Consider the following 25443-nt stretch of genomic DNA (forward strand, 5'->3'; position numbering starts at 1 on the left):
TACGCGAGCGTATGCTCCAATGCCGGCATGGTATGACGCAACGTCGTCCGCCTCCCTTTCTCAGGAGCTTGACCGATTCATGAGCAATGAACGTCCGTGGCTCGACCACTATCCGGACGGCATCCCCGCCGAGATCGATGTCAACAGCTACCGCTCGGTAGCAGCGGTATTTGACGAAGCCTTCAAGCGATACCGAGAGCGCCCCGCCTTCACCAACTTTGGCCGCACGCTGACCTACGGACAGCTGGACGAACTGTCGTCCGCGTTCGCCGGATACCTGAGCGGTGAGCTGAAGATGGTGAAGGGTGATCGCATCGCGATCATGCTGCCCAATGTGCTTCAGTACCCCATCGCGCTGTTCGGCGCCCTGCGCCTCGGCCTGACGGTGGTCAATACCAATCCGATGTACACCGCCCGCGAACTCAAGCATCAGCTTGAAGATTCCGGCGCGAAAGCCATCGTGGTGCTCGACAACTTTGCCGCCACGCTGGCGCAGAGTGTCGCGGGCACGCACGTGCAGCACATCGTCACCACGGGCATTGGCGACCTCATCGGATTTCCGAAGGGCGCCATCATCAACTTCGTGCTCAAGCACATCAAGAAGGTGGTGCCGGCGTTCTCGCTGCCGACGGCTGTACGTTTCCGTGACGCGCTGTCCCGGGGCAAGGCCCATCCGATGCCGAAGGTGGACGTCAATCACGACGACATTGCCTTCCTTCAGTACACGGGCGGCACCACGGGCGTGGCCAAGGGCGCGATGCTCACCCATCGCAACATGATCGCCAACATGCTTCAGGCCGATGCCTGGATCGGCCAGTCGGCCAAGGCCGGCGAAGAAATCATCATCACGGCACTGCCGCTGTATCACATCTTTTCGCTCACCGCGAACGGACTGGTGTTCACCCGCCTGGGCGGCCTGAATTACCTCATCACGAATCCGCGCGACATGCCCGGCTTCGTGAAGGAGCTCAGCAAGGTCAAGTTCACGGCACTTACGGGCGTCAACACGCTATTCAATGGCCTGCTCAACACGCCCGGTTTCGACAAGCTCGACTTCTCGAAACTGCATCTGAGCCTTGGCGGCGGCATGGCCGTACAGCGCGCTGTGGCCGAACGCTGGAAGAAGGTCACGGGCGTCACGCTGGCCGAGGCCTACGGCCTGACCGAGACCTCGCCCGCGGTCTGCATCAACCCGCTGGACATCAAGGCCTATAACGGCTCGATCGGCCTGCCGATTCCCTCCACCGATGTGGCCATCTGGGCCGAGGACGGCACCCCGTTGCCTATCGGCGAAGTCGGCGAGCTCTGCGTGCACGGCCCGCAAGTCATGAAGGGCTACTGGAATCGTCCCGACGAAACCGCCAAGGTGCTCGATGCCAATGGCTGGCTGCGCACCGGGGACATCGCCCGCATGGACGAGAACGGCTACGTTTACATCGTGGACCGGAAGAAGGACATGATCCTGGTCTCCGGCTTCAACGTATATCCGAACGAGATCGAAGACATCGTCATGCAGCATCCGGGCGTCGCCGAAGTGGCGGCGGTAGGTGTTGAGGACGAGCATTCGGGTGAGGTGGTCAAGGTCTTCGTCGTGCGCAAGGACCCGTCCCTGACCGAAGAAGCACTCAAGGCGTTCTGCCGCGAAAATCTCACCGGCTACAAGCGCCCGAAGTACATCGAGTTCCGCGACAGCCTGCCCAAGAGCAACGTGGGCAAGATTCTTCGCCGCGAACTTCGCAACGAAGAAAAAGCAAAAGCCGCCTGACGGCGGCTTTTGCTTCGCGTGCGGAACGGGGAGCGGTTCACTCCTCGCTCCACGCCTCCAGCGTATCGGCATAGCCACCCAGCAAATCCCATAGCGGCGCCTGCTTGTCGTCCGGAATATGCGTATATTCCATGCCGATCTGCCGCGCGGACACGCGTGCCACGCACGCCTCCATATGAATATGCAGGTCGTGGCCGAAAATCATGTCCAGCACCCAGGTCTCGCCCGGCGCGCCGCGCCAGCCCAGAGGCCGTCGCATCAACGCGCCTGTTGCGGAGATGTCCACCAGATCGGTGGGGTGAGCTTCACCGCCCCGGCTCATCAGAACCGCGGTCTCCACTTTCATGCGCGCATGGCGAAATTTCATGCGCTGAGTAAGACCGTCCGTGTCGTCGCCCGTCATCTTGGTGATTGCCTCGTTCCGTAGTGCTGACCGTCTTGCGGCGCACCGCCCGTGCCGCTTCCGGTCGTTCAGTGCGCTTACTGCGTCATAAAGCGACACATTAGCGCAACATTCGCTACTCCGATCCCCGGGTTTTCAGCACGCCTGCACGCATCAGCGCACCGGCACCGAACTTCTCGTTGATCTTGTCCTGCAACCCGTCCACACGTCGTTTTTCCACGGGGGCAGCGAACATATCCTGTTGTGGCACATCGTGCTTGCCGAATCCGGAAAGGCTTACGCCCAAGAGGCGAAGCTTCGGTCGCGGATGCTGCTCCCACCAGGTACGAAGCAAGCGTCGTGCCACCTCGTAAATCTCGGGCGTGCCGTTGCCGGCGACCGACATCTGTGCCTGTCGGCTGTGCGTAAGAAACGGCGGCTCCCGCAATTTCACCGAGATGGTGCGCGCTTCCAGCCCACGCGCACGCGCCCTGGCGCCCACCCGCTCGCACTGACGAAGCATCCAGGCCTCCGCGATAGGCAGCTCAGAAAGATCGGTCTCGAACGTCCACTCCGCGCCAATGGATTGCTCGGCAGCCTCGGCGACAACGGGACGCTCATCCGTACCCTGCGCCAGCGCGAGGATTTGCCGTGCGTGACGTTCGCCCAATGCCTTGTGAAGGCGCCAGGCATCGGCGCGCACCAGTTCGCCAATGGTGCGGATGCCCACCCGGTGCAACGACTCCTCAGCCACCCGCCCAATCGTCCACATCTTGCCGACGGGCAACGGATCGAGGTATCCGCGCACCTCGTGACGGTGAATGCGCAGGAAGCCGTCAGGCTTGGACGATTCACTGGCCAGTTTTGCCAGAAGCTTGTTGTGGGCCATGCCCACGGATGCATTGAGACCCGTCCGCTCCCGGATACCGTCCTTCACCCGGCGACCGATGGCCTCCACCGAGGCGAAAAGCTTGAGGCTGGCGGTGACATCGAGGAACGCCTCATCCAGCGACAATCCCTCGATCTGAGGCGTAACTTCGCCGAAAACGTCGAAAACAACCGAGGAAACCTCCTGATAGCGATCGTGCCGGGGGAATACATAGACCCCGTCCGGGCACAGCCGCCTGGCCTCGGCCGTAGGCATCGCAGAACGCACGCCGAAGCGGCGGGCCTCATAGCTGGCCGTGGACACGACGCCGCGCCGGCCCAGCCCGGCCACAATGACCGGCCTTCCCCGCAGACTCGGGTCGTCCAGTTGCTCCACGGACGCGTAAAAGGCGTCCATGTCGACGTGGATAATGGCTCGGTCGGGTGCAGGCATAGGCCCTATTGTGCGCCGGGGCAGGCGCTGTGTCCCGGTGGCACATGGCCGGGCGCTGGACTTGCGACGACACAGGCGATACCCTGTGCTCTATCGGGTGAACCTCAAGAAGGCCGCGCGTCCCTGTCGGTTTGATACCGGGGTCGTGGGTACTCCCATTCCCGAATGACCTTTAAGAACGAGCTGCCCTCCTGGGGCACCCCTTCGATGCGCGTACGTTGCCCCGTTTCAGACGTGGCGTGGCGCGGCATAACGGGGATGGCCGGTAGTACCGGCGTTGTATTCGGAATCCGGCGCGCACCTTTGTGCGCACGCGGTGTTGGCCTTGCACTCCGACCGCCACAGGCGGTCAACCTGACGTGTGCCGATGAGCAACGAACCAGCCGAAGCACAGGTGGTCGAAAAAGCGCTGGATGCCTTCGCGGGCATCCCGCAACAGCAGGAAATGCCCCTCGCGCTTGTGCGCGGGCAGCCCGTGCTGCAAATGCCGCAGGATCTGTACATTCCGCCGGATGCGCTTGAGGTTATTCTCGAATCGTTCGAAGGTCCGCTCGACCTGCTGCTTTACCTGATCCGCCGGCAAAACCTCGACATCCTCGACATCCCTGTCGCCGAAATCACCCGGCAGTACATGGACTACATCGACATGATGCGTGAGGTCATGCGACTGGAGCTGGCGGCTGAGTATCTTCTGATGGCCGCGATCCTTGCCGAGATCAAGTCGCGACTGTTGCTGCCGCGACCGCCAACAGAAGAAGGTGTGGAAGAAGATCCGCGCGCCGAGCTGGTCCGCCGGTTGCAGGAATACGAACGCTTCAAGAAGGCGGCCGCCGATATCGACGAGCTGCCCCGCCTGGAGCGCGACACGGTACCCGTGCACGCCTTCGTCGGCGAACACAACGTCGTACGGGTGCCGCCGCCACTGGATCTGAAAGAACTGCTGCTCGCGCTGAAAGACGTATTGAACCGCGCGGACCTGTTCACCCACCATGCGATCCAGCGGGAGCCCCTGAGCGTCCGCCAGCGCATGGGCGACCTGCTGCAATCGCTGGGCACGGGCACGTTCCACCGCTTCGAAACACTTTTCGACGCGACAGAAGGCCGGCTCGGCGTGGTGGTCACGTTCCTGGCAATGCTGGAACTGGCCAAGGAAATGCTTGTGGAAATTGTCCAGGAAGAAGTGCTTGGACCCATCTACGTCAAAGCCAAGGTACTGACCGAGGCCGACGTGGATACGCAATCCGAACAGGACGTCGCCTGAAAGCGCCCGCTTACAGTGCGATAAAGACAGCCCGCCGGCACGCCGGTGGCTTGCCGCACGAACCGATCCGCGCCCACGCGCGGCATTGATGAGGCTTATGCAACCCGATCAGCTCAAACCCATCGTCGAGGCGGCGCTGCTGGCGTCCACCCAGCCGATGACGATCACCCAGTTGAAAGCCCTCTTCGTCGACGAAGACGAGGTGAGCACGGACGACCTCGACGTGGCGCTGAAGGCGCTGGCTGAGGATTGCGACGGGCGCGGCGTTGAACTGATCGAGGTGGCCTCCGGCTTCCGGTATCAGGTTCGTCAGCATGTGCACACGTGGGTCTCGCGTCTTTGGGCCGAAAAGCCCAGCCGCTACTCGCGCGCCCTGCTGGAAACGCTGGCCCTCATCGCTTACCGCCAGCCGATCACCCGCCCGGAAATTGAACAGATTCGCGGCGTGGTGGTGTCCTCCAGCATCATCAAGACGCTGGAAGAGCGTGAATGGATCCGCATCGTGGGTTACCGCGATGTACCGGGCAAGCCGGCCCTGTTCGGCACCACCCGCGGTTTTCTCGACTACTTCAACCTCAGATCGCTCGACGCGCTGCCCCCACTCTCCGAGATCCGCGATCTGGAAGAGCTGAACCCGCAGATGCGCCTGAACGGAGAATCGGAACCCCTGCCCGCACGCGTGCAGGTTCCCATGGACGACGTGGCCACGGACGAACCCATCCAGGACGACCCCGACGAAGCCATCGTCACCGCGACGCCCGACGCATCAGTCGTCGAGGCATCGGAAGAAATTGCCGTCACCGACGTTGAAGACTCGACGAACGACACGGACGCACCACACGACACGCCTGCCGACGCCAACGACGTCGCGGCTTCCCACACTGCCGACGAGGCAGAGAATCTCGCGGACGTCGATGACGACGCCGCCACGCAAGACACCGAGGAGTTCCGCGCATGAATGCGCCCCAGCGTTCCCTGCTTACCCTGAAACGTGACACCCGCGCCGACGACGGCGTGCAACTCGAAGAGCGCCTGCACAAGGTACTCGCCAACGCCGGACTCGGCTCGCGCCGGATGCTCGAACAGCGCATCCAGGCTGGCGAGGTCGAAGTCAACGGCACCGTCGCCACCATCGGCTCCAGCGTGCATGCCGGCGACCGCGTCGGCGTCGACGGCAAGCAGTTTGTCGTCGCCACCGACACCCGTGACGATGCCGAAGTGCTGGTCTACCACAAGCCCGAAGGCGTGGTGACCACCCGCGAAGACCCAGAAGGCCGCCCCACCGTTTTCGAACAGCTGCCGCGCCTGAAGGGTGCACGCTGGGTCGCCGTGGGTCGTCTGGACATCAACACCACCGGCCTCCTGCTGCTCACCACCGACGGTGAACTGGCCAATGCGCTCATGCATCCGAAGAGCGGCCTTGAGCGTGAGTACCTCTGCCGCGTGCACGGCGAAGTGCCTGACGAGATCATCGAACGCCTGAAAGCGGGCGTCGAACTCGAAGACGGCCCGGCCCGCTTTGACGAAATCGCGGTCATCAGCCGCGGTGGCAGCCATAGCTGGTTCCGTGTGGTCATCCGCGAAGGCCGCAACCGCGAAGTCCGCCGCCTGTGGGATTCGCAGGGCTTCCTGGTCAGCCGCCTGAAGCGCATCCGCTACGGCGCCACCGAACTTCCGCGCGCCCTGCGTCGTGGCGATTGCGAATCGCTGGACGAAGAGGCCATCAAGGAACTCCGTCGCAGCACGGGTCTGGGCGCTCCCGCCCCGGTCCTGACGCTCAGCGCCGTGGTGCATCAGCGTCGCGCCCCGCGCCACGTTACCGAATACAGGCCGGACAACCGCAGCGGCAGCACCAACGCGTGGAGCTCCGGCAACCGCGATGAAGCACGCGAACTCACCGCGTTTGACCGCATCCGTGACGAACCCTCGCGCGGCCCGCGCGGCGGCCGTCGCCCGGGTGGCTCGCCGGGTCGCGAAGTGAACGGCAACGTCGCTCGTCCGGAACGTGGCGGCAACGCCAGCGGTGGACAGCGCAAGCCGTCGCGCCGCGTCGCTCCGGGTCAGGAGCTTCCTTCGATTCGCACGTGGTTCGCCGGTGACAGCCGCAAGGGTGGCAACACCGCAGGCGGCGCTGCTTCCGGCAACTCGGCCGGTCGTCCGGCGGGTGGTCGCGGTGGTCCGCGTCCCGCAGGTGCCCGTGGCCCGAATTCGGGCGCAGGCCCTGGCAATCGTTCCGCAGGTCCGGGTAACCGCTCTGCGGGCCCGGGTCGTGCCGATGGCAATCGCGCTGCGGGTCCGGGTCGTTCGGACGGCAATCGTGCCGCGCCGGGTGGCCGTTACGAAGGAAACGCCAGTGGCAACCGTTCGCGTGGTCCGGGTGCTGGCGGCGGCGGTGGCAACCGTACCGGCGGTGGTCCGCGTCCGGCAGGTGGCAACCGCGGTCCCCGTCCGGGCGGCGGTGGCGGTAACCGCAGCGGTGGCGGCGGTGGCAATCGTTCGGGTGGCGGCGGCAACCGCAGCGGCAATCGCTAAAACGCGATGCTGCGGATCTACCACAACCCGCGTTGCTCCAAATCGCGCGAAACCCTCGGCCTGCTGACTGGCCGGGGGCTCACGCCCGAAGTCATCGAGTATCTGCAGACGCCTCCGGGCGTCGATGAACTGGGCGCCATCATCGACATGCTGGGTATTGAGCCCCGTGCGCTGATGCGTCGCGATGAAGCGGAATACACCGACCTGGGTCTGTCCGACCCGTCGCTTGGCAGGGATGCCCTGCTGAGCGCGATGGTCGCGCACCCTCGCCTGATCCAGCGGCCGATCGTCGTGAATGACGGTCGCGCTGCTATTGGCCGTCCACCGGAAGCGGTGCTGGCCATTCTTTGAGCTACGAGTGTTTCTGTGAAGCCGTTGCAGATCATTACTGCGCGGCTTCGCAGGCATGGTGAGCAAGCTCACTCCCGTAGCGCCTGCGCGCGATGGAACGCCTCAGCGATCCGGCATCACCGATGCCGCGTGGCGCGCCTGCAACTTGTCCACCACGTCGCTCCACCCCAGCCCTCGTGCACGCAACACCACCATAAGATGAAACACGAGGTCGGCGGCTTCGCCGATCAGTGCGTCGTCATCCTGCGCCACGGCAGCAAGCGCGGTTTCCACGCCTTCCTCGCCCACCTTCTGCGCCATGCGTCGAATGCCGCCCTCAAACAGGGATGTGGTGTAGCTCCCTGCCGGACGCTCCACGTCGCGCCGCGCAATCAATGCATCAAGCTCACCCAGATACCCCTTTGGCATCGGCACCGTATCGCCAAAACAGCTCCGGCTGCCCGTGTGGCACGTGGGACCCGAAGGCCACGCGCGCACAAGGAAGGTGTCGTTGTCGCAATCGAGCCGCACATCCACCAGCGTCAGCACGTCTCCCGAGGTCTCGCCCTTCGTCCATAAACGTTTCTTGCTGCGGCTGAAAAACGTGACCTTGCCAAGCTCATGTGTCGCAGCGAGTGCCGCCTCATCCATGTAGCCAAGCATCAACACTTGGCCCGTGCCAGCGTGCTGCACGATGGCCGGAAGCAAGCCGTCGCCCTTGGCAAAATCGGGAATGTTCGCGCTCATGACCTGACCTCGATCCCGCTGTCGCGCAGCGTCTGTTTCAATGAAGGAATGGCGATGTCACCGCTGTGGAATACGCTGGCTGCCAGCGCCGCATCCACGTCGGCCTGTCGAAACACATCGACAAAATGTTCCGGTGTACCTGCGCCGCCCGAGGCAACGAGCGGGACGTGACACAGCGCACGCGCCTCACTCAGCTGAGCCAGGTCATAACCACCACGCACGCCATCGGTGCCCATGCAGTTGAGGACAATTTCACCGGCACCGCGCTCCTGCGCTTCGACAAGCCAGTCCATGGTCCGGCGCGCGAGTGCGCGTGTCCGCGATGGATCGCCGGTGTACTGACGCACACGCCACTGCCCGTCTTCGTCCCGCAGGCTGTCGATGCCCACCACCACGCACTGCACACCAAAGGCATCGGCGAGTTCGCCAATGAGTTCCGGTCGCTCCAGCGCGGGTGAATTGATCGAGATCTTGTCCGCACCGGCATGCAGCACGTCGCGCGCATCCTCCACGCTGCGGATGCCACCGGCCACACAAAACGGAATATCAATCACCCGCGCCACGCGCTCGACCCAGGCACGATCCACACGGCGACCTTCGGGGCTTGCAGTGATGTCGTAAAACACGAGTTCGTCGGCGCCTTCGTCGCGATAGCGCAGCGCCAGATCGACAATTTCGCCGACCACGAGGTGATCGCGAAAGCGCACGCCCTTGACGACCTGCCCGTCGCGCACATCCAGGCAAGGCACAATGCGGCGACTCAACATGCGGCGGCCTGCGCTGTCGCCGAAAAGGCTTCGGAAAGCTGGAACTCGCCCTGCAACAGCGCCCGGCCGAGAATCACACCCGCCATGTCTAAACCGGCAAGTGCGGCGATATCGGCGACCGAACGCACGCCGCCAGATGCCTGGATCTGCATGCCCGGCACGATCCGGCGCAGGTGTTCGTAGAGGAAAAGGTTCGGCCCGGCCATCATGCCGTCGCGGTCGATATCGGTACACAGCAGATGCACCGCACCGGCCTGCGCATACCACGGCGCCAGTTCATCCAGCGTGCGCGCCTCATCCTCCGTCCAGCCCGCGCTTGGCAACCGCCATGCGCCGTGGCGAAGGCGCGCGTCCAGCGCCAGCGTGATCGACTGCGCACCGTAGCGCGCGATCCATTCCACCACCGTGTCGGGCTCGCGGATGGCCACGCTACCCACCACTGCGCGCGACACGCCCGCGTCCAGCAGACGACGCACGCCCGCTTCATCACGCACACCACCGCCCGCCTGCACTTTCAGCTGGCCTGCCGACGCAATAGCCGCGATCACGGCGAGGTTTTCAAACTCCCCCGAACGGGCACCATCCAGGTCCACAACGTGTAGCCACGTCGCTCCCTCGTCGGCGTATCGCTGCGCAAGCTCTGCGGCATCGAATTCAAACGTCGTCTGCTGTGCGTAGTCGCCCTGGCGAAGTCGCACCACGCGACCCTCGCGCAGATCAATGGCGGGAATGGGCAAGGTGGTCATAGTGCAAGAAATCCAGCGAGTAGCCCCGCGCCCACGCTTGCCGAGCGCTCGGGGTGAAACTGCATGCCAAAGAAATTGTTTCGTCCGATCACCGCAGAAAACGATTCACCGTACTCGCACGATGCCAATGTGTAGTCACCCACAGGGACGGCATAGCTGTGCACGAAATATGCGCTGTCGCCATCACGCAGGCCCGAGGTCAACGCGTGCGTGCGCGTGGCGGTCAGGGTGTTCCAGCCCATGTGTGGCACACGCAAGCCAGGGCGTCGTTCAAAGTGCTGCACGGTGGCGGGAATAAGCCCGAGGCAGGTCGTGTCGCCTTCCTCGGACGATTCGCACAGCAACTGCATGCCAAGGCATACGCCGAGCACCGGCTGTGTGAGACCACGCAGTACATCGGCCAGCCCGGCTTCATTGAGCCGGCGCATGCCAGGTGCCGCCGCGCCCACACCGGGAAGAATCACGTGCGACGCAGCCCGAATGGCTGCCGCATCGGAAGTCAGCTGCGCGTCCACACCAAGTCGCTGCAAGGCATAACGCACCGAGCCAATGTTGGTGCCGCCAGCGTCGACCAGAACAACGCTCATCAAAGCGATCCTTTCGTGCTGGGCATCTCGTCGCCATCGCGACGAATGGCCTGGCGCAGCGTGCGCGCCACCACTTTAAAGCACGCCTCCACCATGTGATGCGCATTATCCCCGCGCACGGCCAGGTGCAGATTCGCGCCCAGGGTTTCGCACAGCGAGCGGAAAAAATGGGGTACCAGCTCGGTGGGAATATCGCCGACGCGCTCGCGCGGAAACGTGCCTTCAAACACGAAATAAGGCCGCCCGGAGATATCCAGCTGCGCGCTGGCTGCCGACTCGTCCATCGGCAGCGAGAACCCGTAACGGCCGATGCCACGTTTGTCACCGAGCGCCACACGCAGCGCCTGACCCAGCGCCAGCGCACAGTCCTCGATGGTGTGATGTTCATCCACGCCGATGTCACCCTCGCAGGTGATGTCGAGCGCGAACCCGCCGTGCTTGCCGATCTGTTCCAGCATGTGATCGAAGAAGCCCAGCCCGGTGTGCACCTTGGGATCGGCCACCTGATCCAGATCCACGCTCACACGAATGGACGTCTCTCGGGTACGCCGTTCAACCGCCGCCACGCGGGGTGCATCAAGCAGCGCATGCGCAATCTCAGGCCAGGTCTGCCCTGCCGGCCCCACACGGAAGCCACGCACGCCCATATTGGCAGCGAACGCCAGATCGCTCTCCCGGTCACCCACCATCGCGGACTGTGCGCGACTCCAGCTGTCGTCAGCGAGAAAATGGCGCGCCAGCCCCACACCCGGCTTGCGCGTATCCAGACCTTCGTGGGGGAAACTGCGGTCGATGAGTTCTTCGCGAAATACGATGCCCTGCGATGACAGAATCCGCAGCAACAGCGCATGCGGACCATCAAAGGTCGCCTGAGGAAATGATCCGGTGCCCAGCCCATCCTGATTGGTGACCAGCACCAGTTCGTAGCCTGCCGATACGCAGCGCTGCAATGCGGCGATCACGCCAGGCAGCAGAGCCAGCTTTTCGTAGCTGTCGATCTGCTCGTCGGCGGGCTCCTCAATGAGGCAGCCGTCGCGATCGAGAAAGAGGATTTTGCGACTCATGCCTGCATCGCCTCCGCACTCAGCGTGGCGATCACGCGGTCGTTTTCGCCCGCCGTGCCAATGGTGATACGCAGCGCATCGCTCAATCCGCGATACCGCGTGAGGTCTCGTACCAGCACGCCTGCCGCAAGCAATGCGGCATAGGCACGGTGCGGATCGTCGAAGCGAACGGCAAGGAAATTGGCGTCAGACGGAAGGACTGCCTTGACGCACGGAAGTGCCGACAGTTCACGGAACATGCGTTCGCGCTCGTGACGCACGACCACCACATGCGCGTCCGATTTCATCATGGCCTCATCCGACAAGGCAGCGAGCGCCGCATCAATGCTCGGCCGAGGCAACGGATAAGGCGCCATGATCCGGCGAAGCAGCGAAATGATCTCTGGGCGGGCAATCAACGCACCCACGCGCGCACCCGCAAGCGCCCATGCTTTGGACAACGTACGAAGCACGGCGACGTGTTCAAAGCGGTCGATCAACGGCGCCGCACGCGGCCCGTGCGTGAATTCCACATACGCTTCGTCCACGATGAGCAACGCCCTGCCCTCCAGCGCCACCGCCAGCCGTTCAAGTGTCGACGCGGGCACAAGGTTGCCGGTCGGATTGTTGGGCGAACAGACGAAAACCAGCCGGGTCGTCGGCGTCACGGCTGCCAGCAACGCATCGGCATCGAGGCTGAAATCATCCCGCAGGGGCACCTCGATCACGGCGGCTCCCTGCACGCGTGCCGATACGGCATACATGCCGAAGGTCGGCGGCGAAATCAGCACGGCGTCGGTGCCAGCGCGACAGAATGCGCGCACCAGCAAGTCGATGGCTTCGTCGCTGCCACGCCCCACCAGCACGCGATCCGCGGGCACGCCGTACAGGTCTGCCAGTTTCGCGACCAGCGCAGCGGGCTGCGGGTCCGGGTAACGATTGAGGCCCTCACCGCCCGGCGGAGCCCAGGCGCTTTCGTTGGCATTGAGAAACACCGAGCCGCCACTCGCCTCCATGCGCGCGCTGGCATACGGCGTCAGGGCGACGATATCCGGGCGAGCCAGATTGAGCACGCTCATGCGCGGGCCTCCATCTCGGCCAGACGCAAAGTAACGGCACGGCGGTGTGCTTCCAGACGCTCGGCGGCAGCCAGCGTCGCTGCGCAGGGGCCGATGTTGCGCAGACCTTCTTCGCTGAGTTCCTGCACGGTGATCTGCTTCTGATAACTGGCGACGGACACGCCGCTGTAGCTGCGTGCATAGCCATACGTGGGCAGCACGTGGTTACTGCCGCTGCAGTAGTCGCCCACCGATTCAGGGGTCCACGCACCCAGAAACACCGAGCCGGCCGAGGTCACGGACGTCAGCAACGCGCGCGGATCAGCCGTCTGGATGATCAGATGCTCCGGTGCGTAGCGATTGCTGACCTGGACCGCCTGGTCCAGATCAGCGACTTCGATCAGCCGGCTGCTCGCCAGCGCCTGCGCTGCCACGGCGGCGCGGGGAAGCTGCGCGAGCTGGCGGGCCACCTCGTCGGCTACCCGGTCGATCAGGCTGGCCGACGGGCTGACCAGCAGCACCTGCGAGTCCGGGCCGTGCTCTGCCTGCGACAGCAGATCCGCCGCGATAAAAACAGGACTGGCGCCAGCATCGGCAATCACCAATACCTCGGAAGGACCCGCAGGCATGTCGATGGCTGCGCCATCCGGATCGCCTGCTACCTGCAATTTGGCCTCGGTCACCCACGCATTGCCGGGGCCGAAGATTTTCGCGCAGCGGGGCACCGTGGCGGTGCCATAGGCCATCGCAGCCACCGCCTGCGCGCCACCCAGCTTGAATACACGATGCACACCCGTGCTGCGGGCAGCGAACAGCACCGCGTCATCACAACGGCCATCGGACTGGATCGGTGTGCACAGCACCACCTCCGGACAACCTGCGATGGCCGCCGGCACGCCAAGCATCAACGCCGTGGAGGGAAGCGGCGCGCCGCCGGCAGGAACATACAGCCCCACCCGATCCATGGCACGGAGCACGCGCTCTACCCGTACGCCCGGCGCGGTTTCGACCACCACGGGCTGCGGGGCTCCCGCGCGATGGAATGATTCAATGCGCCCTGCCGCTTCCACGATGGCTGCCTTGAGCTCATCGGAAAGACGCGATTGGGCATCGGCAAATTCGGCTTCGCTGACTTCCAGCGCATCGAGTGACACGCCGTCATAGCGCGACGTCAGCTCCCGAAGCGCGGCGTCACCATGCGCGCGCACGTCGGCAAGAATGGTTTCCACGCCATCGCGCAATGACGCGGCACGGGACTGTGCGGGGCGGGCCAGCGCACCGATCCTGGCCGCCTCGTCGAGCGAACTCCAGACATAGCGTTTCATGCCAGCATCTTCTCCACGGGCAACACCAGCATGTCGCGGGCACCGGCACGCTTCATGTCTTCCAGCTGGCGCCAGCTGACCGAGCCTGCACACAACGCCTGAAGCAGCACCTGATCCGGCGCGCCATCCACGCTGGTGAGCGTGGGCGTCGGGCCGCCCGGCAACAACCGGGTGATTTCACCCAGAGCATCGCGCGGCACCTGCATCAGGATGAGGCGCGAATCACGCACCTGAATCACGCCGTCGAGACGGCGCAGAAGCAGCTCGGCGATTTCGCCCCGCTCGTCCAGAGGAAGCTCGCGGCGACCGGCAAGCACGGCTTCGCTCTGCACAACGACGGCCGCTTCGCGCAACTGATTGGCTACAAGGGTCGCGCCGCTGGACACCAGGTCGCAGATCGCATCAGCCGTGCCCAGGCGCGGCGCGATTTCCACCGAGCCGGCAAGCATCACCACGCGGGCGTCCACATCGTGTTCGCGCAACCATTCGCCCAGCAGGCCCGGATACGAGGTGGCGATGCGCTGGCCGCGCAATTGCGACGGCTCGGCATAGTCGTCTTCCTGCGGCAACGCAATGGACAGGCGGCAGTGGCCAAATCCCAGGGGACGAAGCTCGTCCAGGCCATCGCCATTGGAAGCGTGGGTGAGCTGGTATTCGCGAAGCACGTTGCGGCCGACGATGCCCAGATCACATACGCCTTCGGCGATCAGTCCGGGGATGTCGTCGTCCCGGACAAGCAGCAGATCTACCGGCTCGCCTTCGCCGAAACAGAACAGCTTGTCCCGGCTCTGACGGAACTTGAGCCCGCATCGGGAGAGCAGGTCCTGGGCAGGCTCGGTCAGCCGGCCGGATTTCTGCATGGCGATACGCAGGCGGTCGCGGGATTTCATGGCGAGTGTCACTCCTGATCCGCGACGGGCAGACCGCCGGCGCGACGCGCAGCGGCGGCCATGTAGCCCCCGCTGCCCTGATTGAGATAGCGGGCGACCCGCCCAATGGTCGTGATGCTGACGGCAGTGCGCTCATGGATATCGCGATAGGAGCGCCCTTCAAGCAGGTAGGGCACCACGCTCCAGCGGTCCACCATCACCTCCAGCTCGGCCGGGGTGCACAGGTCGTGCAGGAAGGCGCGCATCTCCGGCACGGTCTTCAGGGCCAGCAAAGCCTCGCAAAGACTGGCTTCGGAGGAGTCGGCGGAGGTTTCAGGATCCAGGGATCGACGCTTCATAATGTACTAACGCATTAACACAGTGGAGCAGATCATAGTCCCGGCACCCGGCCAGAGCAAGCCACTCCCCGACTGGCGTTTACGACTTGTTCGATAGTGCCCGGCCGACGGCCGCGCCAGCATGGGGACCTCGCAGAAACGAGATACCTCTCATGTCCACCTCCGTCATCGTCGCGGACGACCACCCCATCGTGGTCGCTGGCGTCGAAGCCGCACTGCACGCGCACGGATGCGAGGTCCTGGGCCGCGCCCACGACCCCGAAGCCCTGTTCGCTGCCCTGGCCAGAACGCCCAGCAGGGTCGTTGTCACTGACCTGTCCATGCCCGGTGGCACCGAAGCCGACGGCCTGGCAATGATTCACCGCCTGCGCCGGGACTGGCCGTATACCGGCATCGTGGTGCTGACCATGCTGACCAACCCGGCCGTGCTGCGCACGCTGCTGGACCTTGGCGTGCACGCCGTATTCGACAAGCGCGCCAGCATGCGCGACCTACCGGTGGCAGTGCATTCGGCCAGTGTGGGACGCACGTACCTGAGCCCCAGCGTGCGCCGCCTCTTTCAGGAAGCGGACTGCGCGGATGCCAGCGAAAATCTGTTCGACCGGCTGTCGCGCCGGGAAGTGGAAGTGATGCGGGTGTTCGCCACCGGCATGTCACTGAATGAAATCGCCTCGGAAATGCGCCGCAGCTTCAAGACGATCAGCCGGCAGAAACGCATGGCGATGGTAAAGCTGGGCCTCGCGAACGACGCCCAGCTTTACCAGTATCTTGGGAACCTCAGTGCGCTTGCCCTGGAAGACCCGGCCTCACCCCTTGGCGAGGCCGCGCGCCCGGCCACTCAGAGCGACTGATTCGCCACCAGCTGACCTGAGGCCACCAGTTCGCAGATGATGCGTACCTCGCCATCCATAGCGCGGTCACGCTGCATGAAACTGATGTGCGCACGCAGGGCCGCCAGCGCCTCGCGCACCGCCTCGCCCGCATGGAAGTCGTCCGCACCGGCCAGCGCGGCCATCAGCGCCTTCACTTCCGTTTCGAACTGCGGGTAGTGCGGGGAGTCCTGTCGGGGTGCGCCGGAGATCTTGCTGGCGATAGCCTGCCAGTCACCACGCGCCGCGAGGGATCGGGCCGCATTGAGCATGTCCTGGCGGTACTCCAGCGCCTGTGCGGCGGTGTACAGCTCCATGGCCAGCACGTGACCCAGGTCTTCGGTCATCTCAAGTACGTGACGCGCTTCGTTGGCGCCCATCGACACGTGATCTTCCGCGTTGGCACTGGTCGGCACCGAATACACCGATGCCGGATGCGCGCGCGTGGCCAGATCGTTGACCAGCGCGGCGGCGGTGTACTGAACGATCATGAAGCCCGAGTCGGTCGCATCTTCGTTGCCGATGAGGAATGCCGGCAGGCCATCGTTGTTGGCCGGATCAACCAGCTTCGCCGTGCGACGCTCGGAAATGGACGCCAGCACCGGAATGGCCGCCTTCACGTAGCTCATGGCCAGCGCCAGCGGCATGCCGTGGAAGTGACCGGCCGAGATCACCTGGTCTTCGATTACTTCCGGATTTTCTGCATCCGGGAACACCAGCGGGTTGTCGGTGACGGCATTCAGTTCGACGTCGAACACGCGACAGGCCTGTGCCCATGCATCGCGTACCGCGCCATGCACCTGGGGCGCGCAGCGCAGGCAATAAGCGTCCTGCGGCTGGTGTTTCTTGCCGCCCTTGAACGGCAGGAAGCGCGCGTAGAACGCTTCCTTGCCATGACGCTGCGTGGCAGGAACGTAGTCCCAGCCGATATCGAAGCGGTTACCCTGATCGGCCGGATCGGACCAGGAATCGGCCAGCCACGGCCGGAATCGCGGCACGAGGTGATAGGCGATGTCCGCCAGCGTGGAGCCGTTGAGCAACTGGAGGAACCGCGCAGCGGTGTCGACCTGCCCCGGGTGCGGACGCAGCGCGTGCACTTCCGGTGCGTAGGCGCGCGTGCGGCCCGCAAAGGCGTCCAGCGTCATGGCCGCGGCGAGGTCTGCCGTCTTGATGAGGGTTTCCAGCGTGGCAAGTGCAAGCACGCCCGTGGCAAGCATCTGCGTGGTGCCGTTGTTGAGCGCCAGGCCTTCCTTGAACGACAGGCGCACCGGCTTCAAGCCCGCACGACGCAGCGCTTCCGCACCGGAAATGCGCTCGCCTTCATAGAACGCTTCGCCACCACCCAGCAGCACGATGGCCAGATGCGACAGCGGTGCGAGATCGCCGCTGGCACCGACCGAACCCTTCTCCGGAATGACCGGAATCACGTTGCGGTTCAGCAGTTCGGCAAGCGAGCGCAGCGTGTCCACGCGAATGCCCGAGTGACCACGCATCAACGTGTTGACGCGAATGGCCAGCATGGCGCGAACCACATCCACCGGGAACGGCTTACCGACACATACCGCGTGAGTGATGATCAGGTTGCGCTGCAACTCTTCCAGCAGCGTGCCGTCGGGTGCTTCCGGATTGCCCCCCGGCAGCTCGTCGCGCACGCGATGCGCGCCCAGCAGCTTGTCGGCGTTGCTGCCGAAGCCGGTGGTCACGCCGTAGATCGGCTCACCGCAGCTCACTTTTTCCGCAAGAAAATCAGCAGCGCGCTTCACCTTCAGAAGCTGCGTTTCATCGAGGCGGATGGACGCGCCATGGCGCGCAATCGTGACCACCTGCGCGCGGGTGAGGCTGCGGCCGTCAAGAAGAATGCTTTCGTGGGTCATGGATATGCCGGGGAAGACGAGGGGGATGGGCAGCGAAAGAACGGGGCGCGTCAGCGCCCCACTTCAGCCTGGGCAAGTTCGACGCGGAGCGCTTTGACCAATTCGTCGCGCGCCACTTCAAACTGATCTTCGCGGCGAAGATCCTTCACGGTGACAACGCCCTTGGCAACTTCGTCTTCACCGATAACGATGGCAAAGCGGATGCCCGCACGGTCGGCGTACTTGAACTGCTTCCCGAGCTTGCCGCCGTCCATCACCACTTCGGTGGCGATGCCCGCGTTGCGCAATTCCGTAGCCACGGCAAGGTAGGCAGGCATGTTCTTCGCATCCATCTGCGTGACCAGCACGTCGACGGTGCTCTGCGCCGAGTTGATGAGACCGGCGTCGCGAAGCTGCCAGTACAGGCGCGTCAGGCCGATGGAAATGCCAACGCCCGGCAGGTGCGACTTCGTGTACTGACCCGCGAGGTTTTCATAGCGGCCACCCGAGCACACCGAGCCGATGGCCTGGTGATCGTTGAGCGTGGTTTCGTACACAGTGCCCGTGTAGTAATCCAGGCCGCGCGCAATCGACAGATTCAGTGCAAAGTGCGTTTCAGGCACGCCGAAATCGCGGATGAGGCCCAGCACCTCCTTCAGCTCGGCACGCCCCTGCTCGAACTGCTCCGAACCTGCGCCCAGCGCATCAAGCTTTTCGAAGGCATCCGCCACCGACGTCGAACGCACCTGCACGAACGCAAGAATGCGATCAGCCACATCGGACGACAGGCCGAAGGCATCACCGGTCAGCACGTCGCGCACGTAGTCGGGACCGCGCTTGTCCAGCTTGTCCACTTCACGCAGCACGAGCGTCTGCTGCTCGCTGTCGGCAACACCCAGGCTCTCGAAATAGCCACGCATGAGCTTGCGGTTGTTCAACTGGATGGTGAATGCGCCCACGTTCAATTCGCGGAAGACGCTGTAGATCACCGCCGGAATCTCGGCGTCGTAACGTACCGACAGCGAGTCCTTGCCGATCACGTCGATGTCGCACTGGTAGAACTCGCGGAAACGGCCGCGCTGGGCGCGCTCGCCGCGATACACCCGCTGCATCTGGTAACGGCGGAACGGGAAGCTCAGATCGTGCTCATGCTCGGCCACATAGCGGGCAAGCGGCACGGTGAGATCGAAACGCAGCGCAAGCTCCGGCTTGTCGCCCTTCTCGGCGGCACCCAGCGAACCGGTGGACTGCACGAAGTAGACCTGGCGCTCGGTCTCCCCGCCCGTCTTGGTCAGCAGGACATCGCTGAATTCGATGACTGGCGTTTCCACCGGCAGAAAGCCGAAACGCTCGTAGTTGCGACGAATGGTGTCCAGCATGCGCTGAAAAGCGATCTGATCGAGCGGCAGAAGCTCGAGAACACCAGGCATGGTGCGGGCCGGGGTGAGTGCCATGAAATCCTCTGGACAGGCTGAACGACGCCGCGAATGCGGCAGCCGCATAGCCTAGCAGATAGGTGCCCCAAGGCCTTTGAGGGTCACATGTAAAAAAATGTGCGCAGCCCTGTTGCGTATCGGGGGAAGGATCACTAATATACGCGGCTCGCCGTCGGGGTGTAGCTCAGCCTGGTAGAGCGCTACGTTCGGGACGTAGAAGTCGCAGGTTCGAATCCTGTCTCCCCGACCAACGAATGCTTCAATTCGTTACAGAATCGCCGGCCTTGAGCCGGCGTTTTTGTTTGCGCCGTTTGCAAAAAAACGACTCTGCGCAGAAACGACCGGATGGCTGTGGGAGCGGGCTTGCTCGCGAGTCCGAAAAGCCACGCGAAACCAGCCCGCCCTCCAGACTTACCGCGCGTGCGTGCGCCGCGCCACGACCATGCCAAGTACCGCCAGCACACCGGCCAGGGCGAAGTTGGCGAGGAAGGCGCCCGTCGACGAGGAAGCAATCAGCGCGGCGAACAGCGAGCCACCCACTGCCAGCGTGGTGGCGACTGTCACTGACTCGCACAGTTGCAAAGCCGAACTGTTGGCGCCCTGCTCTTCCGGCGGCGACAGCTTGAGCATCAGCACCGAAAGGCTGGCGTAAAGCAGGCCCATGCCAAGCCCGGTGAGCGCCCAGCCCGCAATGGATACGGCCACGGGCACCACAGGCCACGCGGCCGACGCCGTGACGGCCACGCCGACGGTCAGCGCTCCGGTTCCCAGCTTCAGCAACGCCTCCCGCGACATCGTCGCGTAGTGGCCCTGATACCAGGAGCCGGAGAACCAGCCCAGCGCACCCGCACTCAACGCCATGCCCGACCACAGGGGCGACAGGCCGTGCTCCCGCGACAACAGCAGCGGCAGAAACGCCTCGCAGCCAAAGAACGCCGAGGCGGCCAGTCCGCGCAAAAGAATCACGCTGGGCAGCCCACGCGCCGCCCGCAACGTGCCAGCAGGAAGCATGCTGCGGGCGCAGCCGCCCAGCAGCGCCACAGCGGGCACCAGCACCGCGGCAGCCACCCAACCCTGCTGCTGACCAGCGATGAACACCAGGCACACGCCCACGGCAGCACCGAAGGCCAGATACACCGCCCGGGCGGACGGTCGCGCACCCGGGGTCATCGCAGGCAACTGACTCAGCGCCGGGCGCAGGATCACCGCCGCAGGAACAGCGAGCAGCGGGACACCCAGAAACACCCAGCGCCAGCCCACGCTCTGGACGATAAGACCGCTGACCGCCGGGCCGATCATCGACGGCACTACCCAGCCAGCGGAGAACGCCGCAAAAATTTTCGGCCGCATGACCTCCGGGTACAACCGGCCAACGACCACATAGAGCGCGACCGACATGCCGCCCGCACCCAGGCCCTGCACGAGCCGCCCCAGCAGAAGCATGTCCATCGTGGGGGCGAAGCCCGCGAGCAGCAGGCCAGTCACGAAACAAGCAAGACCCGACCACAGCGGCAGGCCGGGGCCACGGATATCGCTCCAGCGCCCTGCGAGCGTCATGCCGATGACACTGGTGGCCAGGGTGCCGCCGAAGGCCAGGGCGTACAGCTTCAGGCCGTCGAGCTCGCGCGCTACCGCGGGCATCGCCGTGGTGACCGCCAGCGCCTCAAAGGCAATGAGAGAAATGAGGGCGACCATGCCAAGCGTCGCAGCGCGGTAGCGCGGCGACAGCAGGCCCTCGGGATGCGCCGCATCCGGCGCGGAGAAAAACGGGGTTTCAGAAGTGCTCACGCTCATGATTGTCTCTTGGAAGCAGGGGGCGAGGCTACGCATGACTTGCTGTTGCCTGCGGGGACGAGCAGGATGCGACCTCAACCAAGCTTGAGGTCAAGACATGCAGGAACTGACTGTCGGCGAAGCCGCCCGCCGCAGCGGGGTAGCCATTTCGGCGCTGCACTTCTACGAAAAGAAGGGACTTATCAGCAGCCTGCGCACGCCGGGCAATCAGCGCCGCTACGCGCGCGACGTGTTGCGCCGGCTGGCCGTGATCCGCGTGGCGCAGCGAGTAGGCATTCCACTGGAAGCCGTACGGCGCGCGTTCGCGACGCTACCGCAGGAACGCACGCCCACGCGCGCCGAGTGGGCAAGAATGTCGGCCCTCTGGCGCGAGGAACTGGACACACGCATCGCGCAACTGAACCTGCTGCGTCACCAGCTCACAGAGTGCATCGGCTGTGGCTGCCTTTCGCTGCAACGCTGCCGGCTGGCCAATCCGGGCGACGTGCTCGGTGAATCAGGTGACGGCCCCCGCGCCTGGGACGAGGTCAATAGCCACGAGTGAACGCATCAATGACCTTGCCCATGGCGTCGCGCCAGCGCTGCTCCAGCATGGGCGTCACCTCCGGATCGCTGTCGCGGATCACGGTGAGCAGGCTTTCCAGCCAGTAGGCATAGAATTCCGGAGGGATGGGCGCGCGCCCTCCCCGTCCGTGCACCCGAATCATCTCGTCCATCGGAGCCCGCGCCATGCCCGCGCCGGCGGCCCAGGAAATAGCCAGACTGATGCCACGACGCAACGCCAGACGCTGCTGCCGGAAATCGGTCTTTGCAAACAGCGGCGCCAGCGACGGATGCGACTGAAGCAGCACATCGTAAAACCGGCCAATAAAATCCTTTGTCCGCAGGCAACGACCGAAGCTGACTTGCAGATCATCGTACGTGGGTGACATGCCGCGACTCCTTTGCGCAAAAGCCGCAAAGGTTATCGAGAGCAAAAAATCGCCCATTGATGCAGGTCAAAAAGGCATACGTCAGAAACGAAAACGCCCCACAAGGGGGCGTCTTCGTAGTACTGGCGGAGAGAGAGGGATTCGAACCCTCGATAAGGCTTTTGACCCTATACTCCCTTAGCAGGGGAGCCCCTTCGGCCTCTCGGGCATCTCTCCGGGTATTGTTATCGCGTTCTTCCGCGATGAGCCGGCAAGGATACTTGCACAAGCCCCGGCCGTAAAGCCTTAGTGATCGTTGTGATGTTCGTCGGATGGATCAGACGACTCACCCTCATTCTTGATGCGCTGGTAAATCTCTTCGCGATGCACGGCAACGTTCTTAGGCGCGTTGATACCGATGCGCACCTGATTACCCTTGACGCCCAGCACCGTGACGGTCACCTCGTCGCCGATCATCAGGGTTTCACCGACCCGGCGGGTCAGAATCAGCATGATTGATACTCCATAAATCAGGTATTGGCTTCCCACCCAACGACGTCACCCCGAGTGCCAGCCGTTGATGGATCGACATCGTCCTTGAAAGGCTTATGGCCTTCCGCGGCTCTCATTTGACCTGCTACCAGCGACCCGCCGATCCAATCGATCTTAAGGAAACGTCCGACATTCGGCTGATACTAGCCGAGCGAAAGCCGATGGCGCAACGCGTCAGTAGCCAGAACGAAAGGTTCCCGTCACGATCGACACGCGTTACGCCCAGCTCTCACGCCGTTGGCTTACGAAAGGCGAGACTTCACCCAGTCCGGAATCGAGGCAAGAATGGTGGCCAGTGCCGGGGTGTCATTGCCGCCGCCCTGGGCCATGTCCGGGCGACCACCGCCTTTACCGTCGATCTGGCCGGCCACATGGCTTACCAGGTCACCCGCCTTAACGCGACCCAGTGCCGATCCGTTGACGCCCGCCACGAGCGACACGCGCCCATCGGCTGCGCCCGCCAGAATCACCACGCAGTCGCCAAGCTGCTGTTTAAGCGCATCCAGGCTGTCGCGCAGCGACTTGGCGTCCATACCCTCCAGACGCGCCGCCACCACACGGATGCCCTCAACGGTGGCGGCACTGGTTGCCAGATCAGCAGACGCCGAGCTGGCCGCCCTGGCCTTGAACGACTCCAGCTCGCGCTCCAGCTTCTTCTGCCGGTCAAAGAGCTGGCGCAACTTCTCGATGGCGTCGTCGCCGGAGGACGACAACAAGCCGGAAAGCTCGCCGAGACGACGCTCCTCGTCCGCCACGTAGTCCATCGCGCCGACACCCGTCACCGCTTCGATGCGGCGTACACCGGCGGCCACGCCAGACTCGGCCACGATCTTGAACAGACCGATATCGCCCGTGCGCGAAACGTGGGTTCCGCCGCACAATTCGGTTGAGAACTCACCCATCCGCAACACGCGAACCTCGGCGCCGTACTTTTCACCGAACAGCGCCATGGCACCGAACTCGATAGCGTCGTCGTAGCCCATGTGATGCACTTCAGCAGCCGCATTGCGACGCACTTCGTCGTTCACCATGCGCTCGACCTGACGCAGCTCTTCGGGCGTGACCGCCTTGAAGTGTGCGAAGTCAAAACGAAGACGCTCCGGCGCCACCAGCGAACCCTTCTGCACCACATGATCGCCAAGCAGCTTGCGCAGTGCGGCATGCAACAGATGCGTGGCCGAGTGGTTGAGCACGATGGCCTGGCGTTGCAACGCATCGACCGACGCACCCACGCGATCACCCTTGCGCAGCGGGGCCGCACCCTGCCAACGACCGAAATGACCGAAGAACACGCCACCCAACTTATGCGTGTCTTCAACCGTAAAGCCGCCCGCCGTGTTGCGCAGCACGCCCGTGTCGCCCACCTGGCCACCCGACTCGGCGTAGAACGGCGTGCGATCGAGCAGAACGATGCCTTCTTCGCCGTCGGCGAGCGCTTCCAGCTGCTTGCCAGCGCGCACGATGGCAACCACTTCAGCGTCGCCCAATTCAAGCGCGTCGTAACCGGTAAACACCGTAGGCGTCAGCGCACTGGCGACTTCGGCGGGCAACTGGCCCTTGGTTTCAAAATGACTGGCGGCGCGCGCGCGGGCACGCTGCTCACCCATGGCACGCTCAAAGCCTTCCATGTCGACCGTCATGCCGCGCTCGCGAGCAATGTCTGCCGTCAGATCGACCGGAAAACCGTAGGTATCGTAAAGGCGGAATGCGTCGGCGCCCGGAATAACCTGGCCGGATTTGCTTGCCACGTCATCGAAAACGCGCATGCCATTTTCCAGCGTTTCGCCAAAGCGATCTTCCTCGGCCTTCAGCGCCTGCTCAACGAAGCTCTGCTTCTTTGCCAGATCCGGGTAGGCCTCGCCCATTTCTTCCACGAGCGGCGCGACCATTTTCCAGAAGAAATCGCCACGCACACCCAGCATCCAGCCGTGACGCAATGCGCGACGGATGATGCGGCGAAGCACGTAACCCCGACCTTCATTGGACGGAAGAATGCCGTCAACAATGAGGAAGGAGCACGCACGAATATGATCGGCAATGACGCGCAGCGACTTGTTGCTGATGTCGGCGGTTGCCGTGAGCCTGGATGCCTCGGCAATCAGATGCGCGAACAGGTCGATTTCGTAATTGGAGTGCACGTGTTGCAGCACAGCCGCCAGGCGCTCCAGGCCCATGCCCGTATCCACGCAGGGCGCGGGCAACGGCGTCAGCGTGCCATCCGGCGCACGATCGAACTGCATGAACACCAGGTTCCAGATTTCGATGTAGCGATCACCATCTTCATCGGGTGAGCCTGGGGGGCCACCGGCGACGTCATCGCCATGATCGAAGAAAATTTCCGTGCAAGGACCGCACGGGCCAGTGTCGGCCATCTGCCAGAAGTTGTCCGATGCGAACGGCGCGCCCTTGTTGTCGCCGATGCGCACGATGCGCTCGGCCGGTACGCCCACTTCCTTGTTCCAGATGTCGTAGGCCTCGTCATCGGTGTGATAGACCGTGACCCACAGGCGCTCGGACGGGAGCTTGTAAACACTGGTGAGCAGTTCCCACGCATACGCAATGGCGTCGCGCTTGAAATAATCACCGAACGACCAGTTGCCCAGCATCTCGAAGAAAGTGTGGTGGCGCGCGGTATAACCCACCGCATCCAGATCGTTGTGCTTGCCGCCTGCCCGCAGGCAGCGCTGCACGTCAGCGGCGCGGACATAGCCCGGCTTCTCGCTGCCGAGGAACACATTCTTGAACGGCACCATGCCCGAGTTGGTGAACAACAGGGTGGGGTCGTTCGAGGGCACCAGCGATGCCGACGGCACGATGGTGTGGTCCTTGGAACGGAAAAAATCGAGGAAGGTCGAGCGGATTTCGGCGGTTTTCATGAGGTCGTGGCGTCAAAGCTGCGAAAGTCACCACGGCCTGGAACCACGCCTGCACACGAT

The 25443-nt window shown here is 63.8% G+C and carries 24 protein-coding genes and 2 tRNA genes; 8 read left to right on the forward strand and 18 right to left on the reverse strand.

What is annotated here, in order from left to right; all coding sequences use genetic code 11:
* Positions 1 to 79: 79 nt before the first annotated feature.
* On the forward strand, positions 80 to 1765 hold the full coding sequence (locus FHW69_RS08250; protein ID WP_183422565.1) for an AMP-binding protein: 1686 nt from the start codon (positions 80 to 82) through the stop codon (positions 1763 to 1765).
* Between the two features lie 37 nt (positions 1766 to 1802).
* Here the strand turns inward: FHW69_RS08250 and FHW69_RS08255 are convergent, their stop codons facing one another.
* Both FHW69_RS08255 and dinB read right to left on the reverse strand, forming a co-directional pair.
* Complete coding sequence (locus tag FHW69_RS08255; RefSeq protein WP_183422566.1) at positions 1803 to 2168, reverse strand: PilZ domain-containing protein; 366 nt, start codon at positions 2166 to 2168, stop codon at positions 1803 to 1805.
* Positions 2169 to 2283: 115 nt separating this feature from the next.
* Positions 2284 to 3468 (reverse strand): DNA polymerase IV, encoded by a 1185-nt coding sequence (dinB, locus tag FHW69_RS08260; protein WP_255494713.1) that lies wholly within the window; start codon positions 3466 to 3468, stop codon positions 2284 to 2286.
* Positions 3469 to 3835: 367 nt separating this feature from the next.
* Here dinB and FHW69_RS08265 point away from each other — a divergent pair, with 367 nt between their 5' ends.
* From FHW69_RS08265 to arsC, 4 genes are all read left to right on the forward strand, one after another.
* Complete coding sequence (locus tag FHW69_RS08265; RefSeq protein ID WP_183422568.1) at positions 3836 to 4729, forward strand: ScpA family protein; 894 nt, start codon at positions 3836 to 3838, stop codon at positions 4727 to 4729.
* Between the two features lie 97 nt (positions 4730 to 4826).
* Positions 4827 to 5687, forward strand: coding sequence for an SMC-Scp complex subunit ScpB (scpB, locus tag FHW69_RS08270; protein WP_183422569.1), 861 nt, complete (start codon positions 4827 to 4829; stop codon positions 5685 to 5687).
* Positions 5684 to 7261 (forward strand): pseudouridine synthase, encoded by a 1578-nt coding sequence (locus FHW69_RS08275; protein WP_183422570.1) that lies wholly within the window; start codon positions 5684 to 5686, stop codon positions 7259 to 7261. The genes scpB and FHW69_RS08275 overlap by 4 nt, the downstream gene beginning before the upstream one ends.
* 6 nt (positions 7262 to 7267) lie before the next feature.
* The gene (arsC, locus tag FHW69_RS08280; RefSeq protein ID WP_183422571.1) at positions 7268 to 7612 is read left to right on the forward strand and encodes an arsenate reductase (glutaredoxin); all 345 of its coding nucleotides are present in this window, start codon (positions 7268 to 7270) and stop codon (positions 7610 to 7612) included.
* A 102-nt stretch (positions 7613 to 7714) separates the two neighbouring features.
* Here the strand turns inward: arsC and hisIE are convergent, their stop codons facing one another.
* Genes hisIE through FHW69_RS08325 form a run of 9 tightly spaced genes read right to left on the reverse strand, consistent with a single transcriptional unit; the run spans position 7715 to position 15092 of the window.
* Positions 7715 to 8338 (reverse strand): bifunctional phosphoribosyl-AMP cyclohydrolase/phosphoribosyl-ATP diphosphatase HisIE, encoded by a 624-nt coding sequence (hisIE, locus tag FHW69_RS08285; protein ID WP_183422572.1) that lies wholly within the window; start codon positions 8336 to 8338, stop codon positions 7715 to 7717.
* The gene (hisF, locus tag FHW69_RS08290) at positions 8335 to 9105 is read right to left on the reverse strand and encodes an imidazole glycerol phosphate synthase subunit HisF (RefSeq protein WP_183422573.1); all 771 of its coding nucleotides are present in this window, start codon (positions 9103 to 9105) and stop codon (positions 8335 to 8337) included. The genes hisIE and hisF overlap by 4 nt, the downstream gene beginning before the upstream one ends.
* Positions 9099 to 9851 carry a 1-(5-phosphoribosyl)-5-[(5-phosphoribosylamino)methylideneamino]imidazole-4-carboxamide isomerase gene (hisA, locus tag FHW69_RS08295; protein ID WP_183422574.1) on the reverse strand — a complete coding sequence of 251 codons (753 nt, stop codon included), beginning with the start codon at positions 9849 to 9851 and terminating at the stop codon, positions 9099 to 9101. The genes hisF and hisA overlap by 7 nt, the downstream gene beginning before the upstream one ends.
* Complete coding sequence (gene hisH / locus FHW69_RS08300) at positions 9848 to 10438, reverse strand: imidazole glycerol phosphate synthase subunit HisH (RefSeq protein ID WP_183422575.1); 591 nt, start codon at positions 10436 to 10438, stop codon at positions 9848 to 9850. The genes hisA and hisH overlap by 4 nt, the downstream gene beginning before the upstream one ends.
* Positions 10438 to 11502: a bifunctional histidinol-phosphatase/imidazoleglycerol-phosphate dehydratase HisB gene (gene hisB, locus FHW69_RS08305; protein ID WP_183422576.1), complete on the reverse strand. Its 1065-nt coding sequence runs from the start codon at positions 11500 to 11502 to the stop codon at positions 10438 to 10440. The genes hisH and hisB overlap by 1 nt, the downstream gene beginning before the upstream one ends.
* Positions 11499 to 12560, reverse strand: a complete 1062-nt coding sequence (gene hisC / locus FHW69_RS08310) for a histidinol-phosphate transaminase (protein ID WP_183422577.1) — start codon at positions 12558 to 12560, stop codon at positions 11499 to 11501. The genes hisB and hisC overlap by 4 nt, the downstream gene beginning before the upstream one ends.
* Positions 12557 to 13864, reverse strand: coding sequence for a histidinol dehydrogenase (gene hisD / locus FHW69_RS08315; RefSeq protein WP_183422578.1), 1308 nt, complete (start codon positions 13862 to 13864; stop codon positions 12557 to 12559). The genes hisC and hisD overlap by 4 nt, the downstream gene beginning before the upstream one ends.
* On the reverse strand, positions 13861 to 14754 hold the full coding sequence (gene hisG, locus FHW69_RS08320) for an ATP phosphoribosyltransferase (RefSeq protein WP_183422579.1): 894 nt from the start codon (positions 14752 to 14754) through the stop codon (positions 13861 to 13863). Before hisG ends, hisD begins: the two co-directional genes overlap by 4 nt.
* Before the next feature lie 8 nt (positions 14755 to 14762).
* Positions 14763 to 15092 (reverse strand): YerC/YecD family TrpR-related protein, encoded by a 330-nt coding sequence (locus FHW69_RS08325; protein WP_183422580.1) that lies wholly within the window; start codon positions 15090 to 15092, stop codon positions 14763 to 14765.
* Positions 15093 to 15244: 152 nt separating this feature from the next.
* Between FHW69_RS08325 and FHW69_RS08330 the strand changes: the two genes are divergently transcribed.
* Positions 15245 to 15943, forward strand: a complete 699-nt coding sequence (locus FHW69_RS08330; RefSeq protein ID WP_183422581.1) for a response regulator — start codon at positions 15245 to 15247, stop codon at positions 15941 to 15943.
* Here FHW69_RS08330 and FHW69_RS08335 read toward each other — a convergent pair.
* Positions 15931 to 17835, reverse strand: coding sequence for an aromatic amino acid lyase (locus FHW69_RS08335; protein ID WP_183422582.1), 1905 nt, complete (start codon positions 17833 to 17835; stop codon positions 15931 to 15933). The genes FHW69_RS08330 and FHW69_RS08335 overlap by 13 nt on opposite strands.
* 50 nt (positions 17836 to 17885) lie before the next feature.
* Entirely contained in the window at positions 17886 to 19268 is a 1383-nt protein-coding gene (gene hisS, locus FHW69_RS08340) for a histidine--tRNA ligase (protein ID WP_183422583.1), read from the reverse strand.
* A 155-nt stretch (positions 19269 to 19423) separates the two neighbouring features.
* On the opposite strand from hisS, the gene FHW69_RS08345 reads away from it, so the two are divergent.
* Positions 19424 to 19500 (forward strand) — tRNA-Pro (locus FHW69_RS08345).
* A gap of 161 nt (positions 19501 to 19661) precedes the next feature.
* Here the strand turns inward: FHW69_RS08345 and FHW69_RS08350 are convergent.
* Positions 19662 to 21044 carry an MFS transporter gene (locus FHW69_RS08350; RefSeq protein ID WP_183422584.1) on the reverse strand — a complete coding sequence of 461 codons (1383 nt, stop codon included), beginning with the start codon at positions 21042 to 21044 and terminating at the stop codon, positions 19662 to 19664.
* A gap of 97 nt (positions 21045 to 21141) precedes the next feature.
* Between FHW69_RS08350 and soxR the strand changes: the two genes are divergently transcribed.
* Positions 21142 to 21588, forward strand: a complete 447-nt coding sequence (gene soxR / locus FHW69_RS08355; RefSeq protein WP_183422585.1) for a redox-sensitive transcriptional activator SoxR — start codon at positions 21142 to 21144, stop codon at positions 21586 to 21588.
* Here soxR and FHW69_RS08360 read toward each other — a convergent pair.
* The 4 genes from FHW69_RS08360 to alaS all read right to left on the reverse strand — a co-directional run bounded on the left by FHW69_RS08360 (position 21572) and on the right by alaS (position 25383).
* A complete protein-coding gene (locus FHW69_RS08360; protein WP_183422586.1) occupies positions 21572 to 21976 on the reverse strand; it encodes a globin in 405 nt (134 codons plus the stop codon). The genes soxR and FHW69_RS08360 overlap by 17 nt on opposite strands.
* A 123-nt stretch (positions 21977 to 22099) precedes the next feature.
* Positions 22100 to 22192 (reverse strand) — tRNA-Ser (locus tag FHW69_RS08365).
* 69 nt (positions 22193 to 22261) lie between these two features.
* Complete coding sequence (gene csrA / locus FHW69_RS08370) at positions 22262 to 22468, reverse strand: carbon storage regulator CsrA (RefSeq protein ID WP_183422587.1); 207 nt, start codon at positions 22466 to 22468, stop codon at positions 22262 to 22264.
* A gap of 281 nt (positions 22469 to 22749) precedes the next feature.
* Positions 22750 to 25383 (reverse strand): alanine--tRNA ligase, encoded by a 2634-nt coding sequence (gene alaS, locus FHW69_RS08375; protein WP_183422588.1) that lies wholly within the window; start codon positions 25381 to 25383, stop codon positions 22750 to 22752.
* Positions 25384 to 25443: the final 60 nt, after the last annotated feature.

The organism is Luteibacter sp. Sphag1AF (assembly GCF_014192715.1).
In the GTDB taxonomy this organism is placed as follows: Bacteria; Pseudomonadota; Gammaproteobacteria; order Xanthomonadales; family Rhodanobacteraceae; genus Luteibacter.

Excerpts from the sequence above, each read along its gene's own strand:
- hisH (WP_183422575.1), bottom strand. The coding sequence starts at position 10,438 with ATGAGCGTTGTTCTGGTCGACGCTGGCGGCACCAACATTGGCTCGGTG.
- FHW69_RS08350 (WP_183422584.1), bottom strand. The coding sequence starts at position 21,044 with ATGAGCGTGAGCACTTCTGAAACCCCGTTTTTCTCCGCGCCGGATGCG.
- hisB (WP_183422576.1), bottom strand. The coding sequence starts at position 11,502 with ATGAGTCGCAAAATCCTCTTTCTCGATCGCGACGGCTGCCTCATTGAG.
- FHW69_RS08275 (WP_183422570.1), top strand. The coding sequence starts at position 5,684 with ATGAATGCGCCCCAGCGTTCCCTGCTTACCCTGAAACGTGACACCCGC.
- FHW69_RS08325 (WP_183422580.1), bottom strand. The coding sequence starts at position 15,092 with ATGAAGCGTCGATCCCTGGATCCTGAAACCTCCGCCGACTCCTCCGAA.
- hisA (WP_183422574.1), bottom strand. The coding sequence starts at position 9,851 with ATGACCACCTTGCCCATTCCCGCCATTGATCTGCGCGAGGGTCGCGTG.
- FHW69_RS08330 (WP_183422581.1), top strand. The coding sequence starts at position 15,245 with ATGTCCACCTCCGTCATCGTCGCGGACGACCACCCCATCGTGGTCGCT.
- hisF (WP_183422573.1), bottom strand. The coding sequence starts at position 9,105 with ATGTTGAGTCGCCGCATTGTGCCTTGCCTGGATGTGCGCGACGGGCAG.
- soxR (WP_183422585.1), top strand. The coding sequence starts at position 21,142 with ATGCAGGAACTGACTGTCGGCGAAGCCGCCCGCCGCAGCGGGGTAGCC.
- alaS (WP_183422588.1), bottom strand. The coding sequence starts at position 25,383 with ATGAAAACCGCCGAAATCCGCTCGACCTTCCTCGATTTTTTCCGTTCC.
- hisD (WP_183422578.1), bottom strand. The coding sequence starts at position 13,864 with ATGAAACGCTATGTCTGGAGTTCGCTCGACGAGGCGGCCAGGATCGGT.
- FHW69_RS08250 (WP_183422565.1), top strand. The coding sequence starts at position 80 with ATGAGCAATGAACGTCCGTGGCTCGACCACTATCCGGACGGCATCCCC.
- scpB (WP_183422569.1), top strand. The coding sequence starts at position 4,827 with ATGCAACCCGATCAGCTCAAACCCATCGTCGAGGCGGCGCTGCTGGCG.
- hisG (WP_183422579.1), bottom strand. The coding sequence starts at position 14,754 with ATGAAATCCCGCGACCGCCTGCGTATCGCCATGCAGAAATCCGGCCGG.
- dinB (WP_255494713.1), bottom strand. The coding sequence starts at position 3,468 with ATGCCTGCACCCGACCGAGCCATTATCCACGTCGACATGGACGCCTTT.
- FHW69_RS08360 (WP_183422586.1), bottom strand. The coding sequence starts at position 21,976 with ATGTCACCCACGTACGATGATCTGCAAGTCAGCTTCGGTCGTTGCCTG.
- FHW69_RS08335 (WP_183422582.1), bottom strand. The coding sequence starts at position 17,835 with ATGACCCACGAAAGCATTCTTCTTGACGGCCGCAGCCTCACCCGCGCG.
- hisIE (WP_183422572.1), bottom strand. The coding sequence starts at position 8,338 with ATGAGCGCGAACATTCCCGATTTTGCCAAGGGCGACGGCTTGCTTCCG.
- FHW69_RS08265 (WP_183422568.1), top strand. The coding sequence starts at position 3,836 with ATGAGCAACGAACCAGCCGAAGCACAGGTGGTCGAAAAAGCGCTGGAT.
- FHW69_RS08255 (WP_183422566.1), bottom strand. The coding sequence starts at position 2,168 with ATGACGGGCGACGACACGGACGGTCTTACTCAGCGCATGAAATTTCGC.
- hisC (WP_183422577.1), bottom strand. The coding sequence starts at position 12,560 with ATGAGCGTGCTCAATCTGGCTCGCCCGGATATCGTCGCCCTGACGCCG.
- arsC (WP_183422571.1), top strand. The coding sequence starts at position 7,268 with ATGCTGCGGATCTACCACAACCCGCGTTGCTCCAAATCGCGCGAAACC.
- csrA (WP_183422587.1), bottom strand. The coding sequence starts at position 22,468 with ATGCTGATTCTGACCCGCCGGGTCGGTGAAACCCTGATGATCGGCGAC.
- hisS (WP_183422583.1), bottom strand. The coding sequence starts at position 19,268 with ATGGCACTCACCCCGGCCCGCACCATGCCTGGTGTTCTCGAGCTTCTG.